Genomic DNA, 12,997 nt, shown 5'->3' with positions numbered 1-12,997 from the left:
CATAAATTTGGTCATTGTGTTCTGGAAGTTATATCGAGATAGTGTTCAATCACTTGATGATCAAAGTTGGGGGTAGTGTTCAAAATGTTTCAAAATGATGTGAAACAACCGTTGAGTTGGGAAGAATTTCATGGTCCGAACCTCGGCTATGTGCTCGAGCTCTACGATCAGTATGTCCAGGATCCTACTAGTGTTGATGAAGATCTAAGAGGCATATTTGATGAACTTGGTGCACCACCGAGTGAAATGAAGGAGGAAATTGGGAAAAAAGAAAATAGCGTAGTTACTTCTGAACAAATCCAAAAGATAGCATCAGTCGTTAAACTGGCAGAAGACATCAGAACGTATGGCCATTTAAATGCTTCCGTCAATCCTCTTCGCAAAGAAAAGGAATTACAAGAGCTGTTTCCTTTAAAGGAATACGGTTTAACAGAAGAAGACGTCAAGAATATTCCAATATCTATTATTAGTCCTGACGCACCAAAACACATTTCAAACGGCATAGAAGCCATTAACCATTTGAGAAATACGTATAAGCGTACCATTTCATTTGAGTTTGATCACGTACATGATTTCGAAGAACGGAACTGGCTCTCAAAATCAATCGAGTCTGGTGAACTATTTAAGAAAAAACCAGCCGATAAACTAGTTTCTGTATTCAAGAGATTAACAGAAGTTGAGCAGTTCGAACAGTTTCTTCATAAAACATTTGTTGGGCAAAAGCGCTTCTCAATAGAAGGATTAGACGCACTTGTCCCAGTACTTGATGAAATTATTTCAGAGTCTGTTACACAAGGGACTTCAAATATTAACATTGGAATGGCACACAGAGGCCGTTTAAATGTATTAGCACATGTGTTAGGAAAACCATATGAGATTATTTTCTCAGAATTCCAGCATGCGCCAAATAAAGAGCTTGTTCCATCAGAAGGCTCTATTGGCATCAGCTACGGGTGGACAGGTGATGTAAAGTACCATCTTGGAGCAGATCGTCAAATTAAAGACGAAGATACAAAGAGTGCGAGAGTCACGCTTGCTAATAACCCAAGTCACTTGGAATTCATTGATCCAATCATTGAAGGAAGCACACGTGCTGCTCAGGAATTACGTACTCAAAAGGGCTATCCAGTACAAGACGTTGAAAAGGCATTAGCCATCTTAATTCATGGTGATGCGGCATTTCCTGGGGAAGGAATTGTGGCAGAAACATTAAATTTAAGTCAACTTGTAGGCTATCAAGTGGGCGGAACAATCCATATCATTGCAAACAATATGATCGGATTTACGACGGAAAGCAATGAATCTCGTTCAACGAAATATGCAAGTGACCTTGCAAAAGGGTTTGAGATTCCAATTGTTCACGTCAATGCAGATGATCCAGAAGCATGTTTAGCGGCTGTTCAATTAGCTGTAGAATACCGCAAACGCTTTAAGAAGGATTTCTTAATTGACTTGATCGGTTACCGCAGATACGGTCATAACGAAATGGATGAGCCTTCTACGACTCAGCCGATGCTGTACGATGCAGTCAGAAAGCATAAAACGGTCAAGAATATCTTTGCAGATAAACTTGTCACAGAAGGTCTTCTAACGAAAGAGCAGCGTGAAGAAATCGAGCAGGCTGTAGCGACGAGAATAGAAGAGGCCTATCAAAAGGTGCCTTCAAAGAAAGAGCATACGATTCAAGAAATTGAACTGCCAGAACCAGTATCAAATGGCTTCCCAGCAGTGGATACATCCGTAGAGTTTGATGTATTACGAAAGCTGAATGAAGAATTGATCAGCTGGCCGGACGATTTCCAAGTATTTGGTAAGCTTAAACGGATCCTTGAAAAACGTGCAAAAGTGTTTACAGATGACCGTAAAGTAGAATGGTCACTTGGGGAAGCACTTGCATTTGCATCTATATTAAAAGACGGTACGCCAATTCGAATGACCGGACAGGATTCAGAGCGAGGTACTTTTGCTCAAAGAAACCTTGTTCTTCACGACAGTCAAACTGGAGATGAATTTATTGCTCTTCATGAGCTGAGTGATGCAAACGCATCATTTACTGTTCATAATAGTCCACTGTCAGAGGGCTCAGTCATCGGGTTTGAATATGGTTATAATGTCTATTCTCCTGAAACGTTAGTCATTTGGGAGGCTCAATTTGGAGACTTCGCAAATGCGGCTCAAGTGTATTTCGATCAATTTATTTCAGCTGGACGCGCAAAATGGGGACAAAAATCAGGTCTAGTGATGCTCTTGCCTCATGGATATGAAGGACAAGGTCCTGAGCATTCAAGTGGAAGAACAGAGCGATTCCTGCAATCAGCTGCTGAGAATAACTGGACAGTGGCGAACCTCACAAGTGCAGCGCAATACTTCCACATTCTTAGAAGACAGGCGAAAATGCTGCTTCGTGAAGAGATTCGTCCGCTTGTCATCATGACACCGAAGAGTCTGCTTCGTAACCCGAACACATTGTCTGAAGTCCAGGAATTAACGGATGGACAGTTCCAACCAGTTCTTGAACAACCAGGCCTTGTGCATGATCACGAAAAAGTATCGCGACTCGTGCTATCTAGCGGGAAGGTATCAATCGATATTAGTGATCGTTTTACTCAAATGGAAGAGCCGAAAGATTGGCTTCACATTGCGAGAGTCGAACAACTATATCCATTCCCAGCCAAAGATATTAAAGCGATTTTATCAAAACTAACAAACTTAGAAGAAATCGTATGGGCGCAAGAAGAACCACAAAATATGGGGGCTTGGGGATACATTGAGCCATATTTACGTGAAATTGCGTCTGAAAAAGTAAAAGTACGTTACATCGGCCGAAGAAGACGTTCAAGTACGGCTGAGGGTGATCCAACTGTGCATAAAAAAGAACAAGAACGAATTGTATCTGATAGCTTGACTCGCAAAAACTAAGGGGGAAATGAAAAATGGCGGAAATTAAAGTACCTGAATTAGCGGAATCGATCTCGGAAGGAACGATAGCTCAATGGCTAAAGCAGCCAGGCGATTATGTGGAGCAGGGAGAATACCTGTTAGAACTTGAAACAGATAAAGTCAATGTCGAACTGACAGCAGAAGAATCTGGTGTACTGAAAGAAGTGCTGAAGGATTCTGGTGACACTGTACAAGTTGGAGAAGTCATCGGAACAATTGCAGCGGGTGAAGCTGGCGGAAGCGAGTCCGCAGCTCCAGCACCTGAGCAAGAGTCTGCACCAGCTTCGAAAGAAGAACCGGCAGCTGCTCAAAAAGAAGAAGCAGTGAAAGAAGAGCCGAAATCTGGTAATGGTAGAACCATCGCTTCTCCTGCAGCTAGAAAACTAGCGAGAGAGAAGGGACTAGACTTATCTGAAATTCCAACCGTAGATCCGCTGGGCAGGGTACGAAAGCAGGATGTCGCTTCTTATCAAAAAAATGAAGCACCTGCAAGTGCACCAAAAGCCGCGCCAAAAGCAAATGCTGCGGTGCAAAATGAACAACCAGGAAAGCCAATTGAACGTGAGAGAATGTCGCGCCGCAGACAAACGATTGCAAAACGTTTAGTTGAGGTTCAGCAAACGGCTGCAATGCTGACGACATTTAATGAAGTAGATATGACGGCTGTGATGGACTTAAGAAAACGCCGTAAAGATGCCTTCCTTGAACAAAATGATGTAAAACTTGGCTTCATGTCTTTCTTCACAAAAGCAGTTGTAGCAGCACTGAAGAAATATCCGCTGCTTAACGCAGAAATTCAAGGTGATGAGCTCGTCTTGAAGAAATTTTATGACATCGGCATCGCTGTTGCTGCTAACGAAGGACTTGTCGTACCGGTTGTCCGTGATGCAGACAGATTGTCGTTTGCAGGGATTGAAAAGGAAATTGGTCATCTTGCGAAAAAAGCACGAGATAACAAATTGTCTCTAAATGAGCTGCAAGGTGGATCATTCACGATCACAAACGGCGGAACATTCGGTTCACTGCTTTCAACACCAATTTTAAACAGCCCTCAAGTTGGAATTTTAGGGATGCACAAAATTCAGCTTCGACCTGTGGCAATTGATGAAGAACGTTTTGAGAACCGTCCGATGATGTATTTAGCTCTTTCTTACGACCACCGGATTGTCGATGGTAAAGAAGCAGTTGGATTCCTTGTCACGATTAAAAACTTACTTGAAGATCCAGAGCAGCTATTACTTGAAGGATAATCTTCAATTTGAAAAGCTAGCACCCATTAAAGGTGCTAGCTTTTTTTCTTTTCATTTTCAGTATTTCCTCTCTTTGACCAATACGTCGCAAGCCAGGAACCAGATAAATTATGCCACACACTAAAAATGGCACTTGGTACGGCTGCAAGTGGCGAAAAGTGTGCTGTCGCTAGAGCTGCACCAAGTCCAGAGTTTTGCATGCCTACTTCAATCGAGATGGCTCTTCGAGAAGGGATATCCATTTTGCACCACTTTGCGATAAGGTAACCAAATAAAAGACCAAGTCCATTATGTAAGATCACAACGGCCAATATTAGCAGCCCAGATTGAAGAATCTGCTCTTTATTTGCACTGACAACCGCTGCAATGATCACTACAATTCCGGTGACAGATACAAGCGGCAATGCTTGAACCGCATAGGTCACTTGTTTTTTGAAAAACAATTTAACGATGACACCTAAGATAATTGGGATCAACACAACTTGTACAATTGACAAAAATAGCGCTTCTGGCGATACAGGTAACCATGATCTTGCAAAGAGTAAAATAAAGACAGGTGTTAAAAATGGAGCAAGAAGGGTCGATATGGTGGTGACGGCTACAGATAATGCCGTATTTCCTTTCGCCAAAAAGGTCATCACATTGGATGCTGTACCGCCTGGGCAGCAGCCCACAAGAATAACGCCTACTGCAATTTCAGAAGGAAGCTGTAATCCGTAAGCTAATAGAAAGGCGATAAGCGGCATGAGTGTGTACTGCGCCAGAACCCCAATCAGCACATAGAGAGGTTTTCGAAACAGCTCTTTAAAATCTTCAGCAGACAGGGTAAGCCCCATCCCAAACATAATAATACCGAGTAAAAAAGGAATATAAGGTCCAATCTTAGAAAATTCGGCAGGAAAGGCAAATCCAAGACACGCAAATAAAATGACCCAAATTGCAAAGGTTCTTCCTGCAAAGTGACTAATGGTTAATAAAATCTTCATTCATTGCTTCAGCTCTCTTTCTATACATATCGTTTCTATTTTAAATGAATTTTCTGAAAAAACAACCCATTCTTTTAGTGGTGATAATAATATTATGTAAACTATAATTACTCCATATAAGCAAATGCCTACATGGAGTAGCGTTTTTAAAAAGGGGTCCATTTCACTTGCTGAGCTTGCTTAAGGCGTGCTTCTGGCTCACGCCAGTCAACGATATTCCACCAGCGATCTACATATGTCGCTTTTTCATTCAGATATTGCAGATAGTAGGCGTGCTCCCATACGTCAAGAGCTAGAAGAGGGATCACATCCCATTGTGATAAAAATTGATGGCGTTCTGCTTGTAAAATCTCTAATCGCTGAGATCTTGGTGCCCATACGAGAATGGCCCATCCAACACCTTCAACTTGTTTGGCTGCAGCTGAAAATTGGGATTTGAATGCATCATAGCTTTCAAACGATTGTTCAATAAAACGAAGCATTTGACCAGTGGGCTTTCGTTTGCCTGAAGGACTCATAGAAAACCAAAAAATGCAATGTAAATAGTGTCCCGCACCATTGAAGGCTAGCTCCCGTTCCCAATGCTTGATCATTTTAAAATCATTGGTTCTTCTTGCTCTTTTTAAGGCAAGCTCAGCTTGGTTCAGACCATCAACATATGATTGATGATGCTTCTGGTGATGCAAATACATCACCTCTTTTGAAATAAACGGTTCTAGTGCATCATACCGGTAAGGGAGAGGGGGTAATTGATGGCCGCCAACTGCCACATCTCGCATTGCATCTTGTGGAATTATATCCTCTGCAATACTTTCAGCCAATTCGTACCACTCTTCTTCACTGGAATGTTCATCATTCATGATGAACGATAAATGTTCTGCTTTCTGACGGGTGTTGTCATCTTGAACTGCACCTTGAATGGAGCTAAGCCAATCTTTAAGCTGCATGCGATATTCTTCCTTATTCATTTTTACGCCTCATTTCTTCTAAAAATGTGGAACAAGCCATCATTGGAAAGACAAATGGATAGCTATGATAGGTGATGTAAAATTGCTTTGGAAGACCAATACCTACTGGATAGTGCAAGGCTTCACTCGAGTGCTGATGTTGAATCAAAAATGAGATGGCTTTTAAAATCACTTTGTCATCTGGCTGCACATATTGTAAAAGTGCCTCAGCAGCCCAAGCTGTTTGAACCACTGTTCCAAATGGAAGCGGGACGTACCTTTTAACCTCTGCACTTTTACACGATTCTCCGAAGCTGCCATCTTCTAATTGAATTGTTTTTAAAAATCGACATGCTTTTTGAACAGCAGAATGCGATGAGGAGATGCCAGCAGCCTTTAGTCCTGTTAACGCAGCCCAAGTACCATAAATATAGCAAACGCCCCATCTTCCGAACCATGATCCGTTTTTCTCTTGATGATCAAGCAGCCATTTCACACAATGATCTTTTTGCCTTTGCATGAGTGGTGACATGCTATTCTCTTCAAGAGCAATAAGATGGAGCACACGACCTGTAATATCAGGCGTAGAAGGATCAATGGCCGCATCCTCAGCAGATTCGAGCGGGAGATGACGAAGCAAGAAGTGATTTTGATTTTTTTCAAAAGCTGAAAAGCCGCCATCCCGGTTTTGCATGGAAAGAAGCCAATCAAATCCTCGTTTCCACTGAACGGGAGCGTAAGTTTGAGGAATGGCTTTTAACACAATTTGCGTATCATCGCAATCTGGGTTATTTGTGTTTAAATCTGAAAAACCAAAGCCTCCCGGAGCCGCATGCCGGTTATGGATCGCCCAATCTGCTTTCTTCATTTGCTGCCGGTTCAGTAAGTACGTAAAAGACTTTTTGATCACTGGATCATCTTGTGTTCTGCCTGCTCGCTGAGAAGCATAACTGACAAGCGCTGTATCCCAAACAGTGGATGTAGAATTCTCAGCATATTTCCTGCCCCGACAGTCAGTGACTAGCTGTTTCATCCCTTTGACTGCTTTTAAAATGAGATGATGTCCCGGAGAGTATCCAAGACTCATGAGTGCATAGACCATAAAAATACTGGCACTTAAATAGCTATAAAGCGTGCCATCTTTTTCAAGGCGTTCAAACATATACCGCTTCGCTGCCTCATACCCGAAAAAGTCGAGCCGGCTGTCGAGTGCAGTATACGACCGCATGTATGCTAGAAAGTGGTGAGTGGAACGTTCTTCTCTTGCCATAAACCAGTCAAAAGGATTTTTAGACATGTTTGCATCGAGATGTGCTAAGCTTGGAAACTGTTCATGAGAGGCATATCGTTTGTTGAGTGCAATCATCATTGGGACAAAATGAATTCTTGCATATGCACTAAGATGATAGAAGTGAAGCGGGAAATATGTAGGGATGAGTAAAAATGAAAGTGGTGCATAGAAGTATGGCCAAGGGTGCATGCCATTGACAGCAAGCATCCACTTTGTCATAAAATGAACGTCCTTCAAACCGCCATTTGATCGAATAAAATGTGCTGCTTTTTCCATATGCGGCTCATCTTGTTGATACCTGCCTGACACGAGCATCCCGCAGTAGCCTTGCACAGTCGCGGTTACATGTCCCGCCTGATCATGATACAAAGAAAAAGAACCATCCTCATTTTGCTTTTCACGTATAGCTTCTGCCAATTGATGAACCAAAGCCTGATCCGAATCACCGACCGCCTTTAACAGCATAATCAAAAAAGCATTTGTCATCATTGGCCCTTCAAAGCAGAAGACAAAAGCGCCATCTTCTCGTTGTCTGCGCTGCAGTTGCATGTGCAATTCATCAATATATTCGTTTACTTTTGTTTTAAAATCTTGCATATTCGGCCATGCTCCTTTCCTTTATTACTATATTCAGGAGCCTGCCTGTCACATGCAATCACAAAAAAGCCGATGACATGGTCACCGGCTCAGCGTGTAGACAAACCCTCGCATTCGTTGTCAGTCCTGCGTGCTGGTGCTCACGAATGTCAAATTCGCTCCGCGCCAGTACTCGTCCTTCCTAGACTGCAAAGGTTTTCTATCACGCTGAAAAGAAGACAAAGGGCTAAAATAAAGTTCATTTTAGCCCTTTGTCGACAATCTGAGCCGATGACATGGTCACCGGCTTTATAGGCGTCATTAGTCTTGGAGATTAATCCACACACTTTTGACTTCTGTATAGTTGTTAAGGGCGTATGATCCCATTTCTCTGCCAAGACCTGATTGCTTGTATCCTCCAAACGGGGAGGCAGCATCAAAGACGTTATAGCAGTTGACCCAAATCGTGCCTGCTTCAAGACGTGCAGCAATGTCATGGGCATGCTTTAAGTTTTCTGTCCAAAGTCCTGCGGCTAATCCATAGTCAGACTGGTTGGCTCTTTCGACCACTTCATCAATGGAATCGTAAGGAATTGCAGATAGGACAGGTCCGAATATTTCTTCTTTTGCGATGGTCATGTCATCTTCTACATCTTTAAAAACAGTAGGGGAGACAAAATAACCAGCCTCATAAGGGCAATCGCCACCGACAACGGCTGTTGCACCTTCTGATTTACCTTTTTCAATATAGCCTAACACGCGCTCGTGCTGTTCTTTACTTACGAGAGGTCCGATTTGCGTATCTTGATGAAGACCGGCTCCTTGTTTGAGGGATGTCGCATATTCAGCCATTTGATCGACAACCTCATCATATTGGCTCCGGTGAACAAAGACCCTCGAACCTGCACAGCATACCTGACCTTGGTTAAACATGACCCCATTTAAAGCACCTGGAATGGCTTTCTTTAAATCGGCATCTGGCAAAATAATATTTGGTGATTTTCCGCCAAGTTCTAATGTGACCCTCTTAATGGATTTGGCTGCTTTCTCCATGATGAGTTTCCCAACACTTGTTGACCCCGTGAAGGCAAGCTTATTCACATCAGGGTGATCGGTTAACGCATTCCCGGCTGTTTCGCCAAATCCAGGTACGATGTTAATCACACCTTCTGGGAAGCCGGCTTTATCCACTAATTCAGCTAAATAAAGCGCAGAGAGGGGTGTTTGTTCTGCTGGTTTTAAAACGATGGTGCAGCCTGTCGCAAGTGCAGCACCCATTTTCCACATGGCCATGAGCAGCGGGAAGTTCCAAGGAATGATTTGTCCAACAACGCCAACAGGCTCATGACGGGTATAATTAAAGTATCCTTGGCTGACAGGAATGGTTTGTCCGCTTATTTTGGTTGTCCAGCCCGCATAATAGCGCATATGCTCGATTGCGAGAGGGATATCTGCATTGGTTGTTTCATTAATTGGCTTTCCGTTATCTAAAGTTTCAAGCTGAGCGAGCTCTTCTTGGTTTTCTTCCATTAAATCAGCAAGCTTGAACATGAGCCGGGCGCGTTCGGCGGCAGACATGGAGCGCCAAGGACCATGAAAGGCTTTTTTGGCTGCTTTTACTGCCTCATCAATGTCTTTTGCACCTGCTTCATATACATCAATAAGGGTTTCACCTGTGGCTGGGTTAGGAGTTGAAAAGGTTTTGTTATCGTGACTTGTGACAAACTGACCATTAATGTAGAGTTTTTTCGTCCCTTGGAGAAAAGATTCGAGTTTTGAACTAATTTGAAGTGTTGTAGAGCTCATAAATAAACAAACCTCCTTAAAGATATGGATTGTTCTGCGAGTTCTAGGTGAAAAAGCGGACCTGAAGCAAATGATCTAGTATACGCACATGGATGTAAACGTATACATTCATCATATTACACCACATGTTTGAAAGCAATCCATAACACTCATTGCATTTCATGAAAAATTGGCTACAATAAATGTATAGATGAAAAAAGGAGTTTTTAAATCATGATCCATCAAAACTGGCAAACGGCTCAAACGTTAAAACAAGTAAAATGTATACATACGAATGCGAAAAAATATATGGTCGACCGTGCACTAACGGCTGGAAGCACATATGAAGTGAAAAATGAAACAGAAGAATTCCTGTTTGTCGTTGATAATACAGGTAAAGTAGGCGGGTATTATAAAGAGTATTTCGAAGACTTTTCTGCTGAATGATTTTGATGAACATCACTCATACTAAGAAAAACAGTAAAGGGTGATGATGATGAAAAAGAAGCAAACAGATGAGCAGAATCAACAAAATGCTTGGCATGATAACGAAGATGCTGATATGGCAATTACGCTTGAGCAGATTTCCGATGTATATGCCGAGGGAACCATTGAAACACCAAAAGACGAATAGTCCAGATTGTTGACAAAGTGCTAAAATGATCTTTATTTTAGCACTTTGTCTTCTTTTTCAGTGTGACATGAAATCTTTGCAGCCCTAGGAAGGACGAGTACCGGCGCGGAGCGAATTTGACATTCGTGAGTACCGGCGCGCAGGACTGACAAAGAATGCGAGGGTTTGTCTACACGCTGACAGTGATTTGAAAAAATCACTGTTTTTTTATTGGTCACAATTCAACCATTTTTCTCAAAAAGAACTGAAACTTTTTTCCTGCTTTAACTGTCTAAATAAGTAGAGGAAAGAGCATCGAATCAAAAAGAAAAAGTTAAATGAAATTTAATCTATTCGTAATGGAATAACGATCATTTATAGCGTATTCTATAAGTGAGAACAAAACGTACCCACAGAGCGTGTGGTCGTTTTTTCATAAAGGAATTTGATGGAGGAAGAGGGGGTTTACGTGGGTATTTTTTCTGTCAGTAAACAAAATGATAAGAAATTCGAATCCTTACTAATTGAAGGGGAAAGAATTGAAGCTGTTTACAGACTGCGTCACGACCAAATTTGTTTCACCAATAAACGACTGATCTTTGGCGATAACCGCGTATTTTCTAAGAAGAAAGTTAGGGTCTCCTTGCCATATCGATCAATTGAAAGTTTTGCCATTCAAGAAGCTGGCGTGTTTGATCAGGACACAGGTATGCTGCTTGTCACAAGCTCAAAAGTATTTGAACTCGATTTTTCAAAAGAGACGGATTTGAGTGATGTTCAAGCCATTTTGACAAAACATATTTGCTGATCAACCTTGCGATTACATAGATCACATGCACTTTTCTCATTCTACGTATTTATTTTAATAGATCGCACATTGCCTGAGCCCTTCCCCATATTTTCTGGGAAGGGCTTTTTTGTTCAGGTGTTTGAATGATAGCAAAAAAGGATAAAGATGAAACAGATACAGAAAGGGGAATGAACAATGAAAGTATTAGTTGCTGGAGCAAATGGACATACAGGTAGACTCGTCATTCGTTATTTAAAAGAAAAAGGACATGAGCCGCTTGCTCTCATTCGAGATGAAAAACAAGCGGATGCGCTAAAAGAACTAGGTGCAGCGCCTGTCATCGGTGATCTTGAAAAGGATGTGACAGATGCTGTGAAACAAGCAGATGCTGTCATCTTTGCAGCTGGTTCAGGCTCCAAAACAGGTGCAGATAAGACGATTGCAGTGGATCAAGAAGGTGCAAAACGTCTTGTCGACACAGCGAAAAAAGAAAACATTCAGCATTTTGTGATGCTGAGTTCCTTTAATGCCGATGATCCAAACCAGGGAAAAGGGCAAGGAAGTATGGAAATTTATTATGAGGCGAAAAGAAAAGCAGATGAACATCTAAAACAGTCTGGACTTTCCTATACCATTGTCCGTCCAGGTGCCTTGCTGCATGAGGAAAAGACAGGAAAGATTGAAGCTGCGGAGCATATTTCAGATAATCAAAACATTGAGATTTCAAGAGAGGACGTAGCCACTGTACTAGTGGAAAGCTTAACAGAATCCAATGTGAAAAATAAATCCTTTGACTTAATTAAAGGGGATAAACCAGTAGAAGAAGCACTTCGCACCCTGTAAGAGAAGCAAGCTGCTGCCAATAAGGCGGCGGCTTTTTTGATGTTTTCAATTCCCTTGCAGCGGGAAGGTAATAAGAAAGGAGTGATTGACCGTGGGCTTAACGAAAGAACAAAAAGCTGATTTATACGAAAGATTGAATCAATTAAAGGAAGATGTAAAAGGGTCAAAAAAGAAAGAAGAATCTATGCTAAGTGAATCGAGCGAGATTTCAAATGGTGTTGGGAACCATATCGCTGATCATGGGAGCATTTATTTAGACCGCATGACCGAACAAACGTTGGACCAAGTTGATGGCCAGCTTGAAACTGAAATTGATGCAGCACTGAAACGAATGGAAGACGGAACATATGGGATTTGTGAGAAAACAGGGAAAGACATTCCATATGAACGTTTAAAAGCAGTTCCCTATACACGTTATTCAATCGATGTGAAGAAAAATGAAGAAACCACTCAAGACCCAAACGAGTTTGACCGTAATTTCTCAGATCAAATGCGTGATTTAACAAATAGACAAACAATGGATCAGATGCATTCAGATACGTATGAACGATTAGAGGAAGAGCAGGATGTTGACATAGACGAAGAAAAATAGGATAATAAATCGAAGTTACATTTTTTCAGAATAATTTTTTCTTATGTATGCAATGACAAATATCTTGTATACATGAGTATTTCATAGAAAAAAGATCTCTTGAAATTTAATAAACTTTCGTGTAATATAGTTTAAAGGCTGCGATGCGCGTAATGTTAATTAAGTTTTAACCTTTAAGCTGTAATAGGGAGTTTTATATTGAAGCCGGAATGTCATGCCTCCTTAGAGAGGAAGACAGGAACGTTTCTGCAAACACCCACTTTGAGGAGTGGTGGTTTAAAACTTTCTTACTTAGATTACGGCATCCGCAGCTTTTCCTAGGATGATTCAAGCCATTTTCCATTTCGGAAAATGGCTTTTTATTTTGTAAAAAGACGAAATTCG

11 protein-coding genes and 1 other RNA gene are annotated in these 12,997 nt (G+C 41.6%); 8 read left to right on the top strand and 4 right to left on the bottom strand.

The window, feature by feature from the left end; genetic code table 11:
* The first annotated feature begins 84 nt into the window (after nucleotides 1–84).
* Nucleotides 85–2,919, top strand: a complete 2,835-nt coding sequence (gene sucA, locus NSS78_RS09755; protein WP_003215743.1) for a 2-oxoglutarate dehydrogenase E1 component — start codon at nucleotides 85–87, stop codon at nucleotides 2,917–2,919.
* Between the two features lie 14 nt (nucleotides 2,920–2,933).
* A complete protein-coding gene (gene odhB, locus NSS78_RS09750; RefSeq protein ID WP_003215695.1) occupies nucleotides 2,934–4,190 on the top strand; it encodes a 2-oxoglutarate dehydrogenase complex dihydrolipoyllysine-residue succinyltransferase in 1,257 nt (418 codons plus the stop codon).
* Between the two features lie 35 nt (nucleotides 4,191–4,225).
* Here the strand turns inward: odhB and NSS78_RS09745 are convergent, their stop codons facing one another.
* The 4 genes from NSS78_RS09745 to NSS78_RS09730 form a co-directional block, all read right to left on the bottom strand.
* Entirely contained in the window at nucleotides 4,226–5,176 is a 951-nt protein-coding gene (locus tag NSS78_RS09745; RefSeq protein WP_050943923.1) for a bile acid:sodium symporter family protein, read from the bottom strand.
* Nucleotides 5,177–5,322: 146 nt separating this feature from the next.
* Nucleotides 5,323–6,144 carry a superoxide dismutase gene (locus NSS78_RS09740; protein WP_212046000.1) on the bottom strand — a complete coding sequence of 274 codons (822 nt, stop codon included), beginning with the start codon at nucleotides 6,142–6,144 and terminating at the stop codon, nucleotides 5,323–5,325.
* Entirely contained in the window at nucleotides 6,137–8,011 is a 1,875-nt protein-coding gene (locus tag NSS78_RS09735) for a prenyltransferase/squalene oxidase repeat-containing protein (protein WP_212046001.1), read from the bottom strand. The genes NSS78_RS09740 and NSS78_RS09735 overlap by 8 nt, the downstream gene beginning before the upstream one ends.
* A 300-nt stretch (nucleotides 8,012–8,311) precedes the next feature.
* Nucleotides 8,312–9,796, bottom strand: coding sequence for an aldehyde dehydrogenase family protein (locus NSS78_RS09730; RefSeq protein ID WP_003215950.1), 1,485 nt, complete (start codon nucleotides 9,794–9,796; stop codon nucleotides 8,312–8,314).
* A 213-nt stretch (nucleotides 9,797–10,009) separates the two neighbouring features.
* Between NSS78_RS09730 and NSS78_RS09725 the strand changes: the two genes are divergently transcribed.
* The 6 genes from NSS78_RS09725 to ssrS all read left to right on the top strand — a co-directional run bounded on the left by NSS78_RS09725 (nucleotide 10,010) and on the right by ssrS (nucleotide 12,931).
* Entirely contained in the window at nucleotides 10,010–10,222 is a 213-nt protein-coding gene (locus NSS78_RS09725; protein ID WP_137055095.1) for a DUF6501 family protein, read from the top strand.
* Nucleotides 10,223–10,271: 49 nt separating this feature from the next.
* A complete protein-coding gene (locus NSS78_RS09720; RefSeq protein WP_223250615.1) occupies nucleotides 10,272–10,409 on the top strand; it encodes a DUF4025 domain-containing protein in 138 nt (45 codons plus the stop codon).
* A gap of 448 nt (nucleotides 10,410–10,857) precedes the next feature.
* On the top strand, nucleotides 10,858–11,196 hold the full coding sequence (locus NSS78_RS09715; RefSeq protein ID WP_003215537.1) for a PH domain-containing protein: 339 nt from the start codon (nucleotides 10,858–10,860) through the stop codon (nucleotides 11,194–11,196).
* A 177-nt stretch (nucleotides 11,197–11,373) separates the two neighbouring features.
* Entirely contained in the window at nucleotides 11,374–12,021 is a 648-nt protein-coding gene (locus NSS78_RS09710; protein WP_003216148.1) for an SDR family oxidoreductase, read from the top strand.
* Nucleotides 12,022–12,112: 91 nt separating this feature from the next.
* Nucleotides 12,113–12,613, top strand: coding sequence for a TraR/DksA C4-type zinc finger protein (locus tag NSS78_RS09705; protein WP_212046003.1), 501 nt, complete (start codon nucleotides 12,113–12,115; stop codon nucleotides 12,611–12,613).
* A gap of 132 nt (nucleotides 12,614–12,745) precedes the next feature.
* Nucleotides 12,746–12,931, top strand: a non-coding RNA gene (gene ssrS, locus NSS78_RS09700) — 6S RNA.
* Nucleotides 12,932–12,997: the final 66 nt, after the last annotated feature.

The organism is Bacillus sp. FSL W8-0920 (genome assembly GCF_038593215.1).
GTDB lineage: Bacteria > Bacillota > Bacilli > Bacillales > Bacillaceae > Bacillus > Bacillus pumilus.
The sequence above is the reverse complement of the archived record's forward strand: the minus strand, read 5'-3'. Positions and strand labels throughout refer to the sequence as shown.

What these genes read in the sequence shown, in the direction of transcription:
- NSS78_RS09735 (WP_212046001.1), bottom strand. Translation starts at nt 8,011, where the DNA reads ATGCAAGATTTTAAAACAAAAGTAAACGAATATATTGATGAATTGCAC.
- sucA (WP_003215743.1), top strand. Translation starts at nt 85, where the DNA reads ATGTTTCAAAATGATGTGAAACAACCGTTGAGTTGGGAAGAATTTCAT.
- NSS78_RS09745 (WP_050943923.1), bottom strand. Translation starts at nt 5,176, where the DNA reads ATGAAGATTTTATTAACCATTAGTCACTTTGCAGGAAGAACCTTTGCA.
- NSS78_RS09730 (WP_003215950.1), bottom strand. Translation starts at nt 9,796, where the DNA reads ATGAGCTCTACAACACTTCAAATTAGTTCAAAACTCGAATCTTTTCTC.
- odhB (WP_003215695.1), top strand. Translation starts at nt 2,934, where the DNA reads ATGGCGGAAATTAAAGTACCTGAATTAGCGGAATCGATCTCGGAAGGA.
- NSS78_RS09725 (WP_137055095.1), top strand. Translation starts at nt 10,010, where the DNA reads ATGATCCATCAAAACTGGCAAACGGCTCAAACGTTAAAACAAGTAAAA.
- NSS78_RS09710 (WP_003216148.1), top strand. Translation starts at nt 11,374, where the DNA reads ATGAAAGTATTAGTTGCTGGAGCAAATGGACATACAGGTAGACTCGTC.
- NSS78_RS09720 (WP_223250615.1), top strand. Translation starts at nt 10,272, where the DNA reads ATGAAAAAGAAGCAAACAGATGAGCAGAATCAACAAAATGCTTGGCAT.
- NSS78_RS09740 (WP_212046000.1), bottom strand. Translation starts at nt 6,144, where the DNA reads ATGAATAAGGAAGAATATCGCATGCAGCTTAAAGATTGGCTTAGCTCC.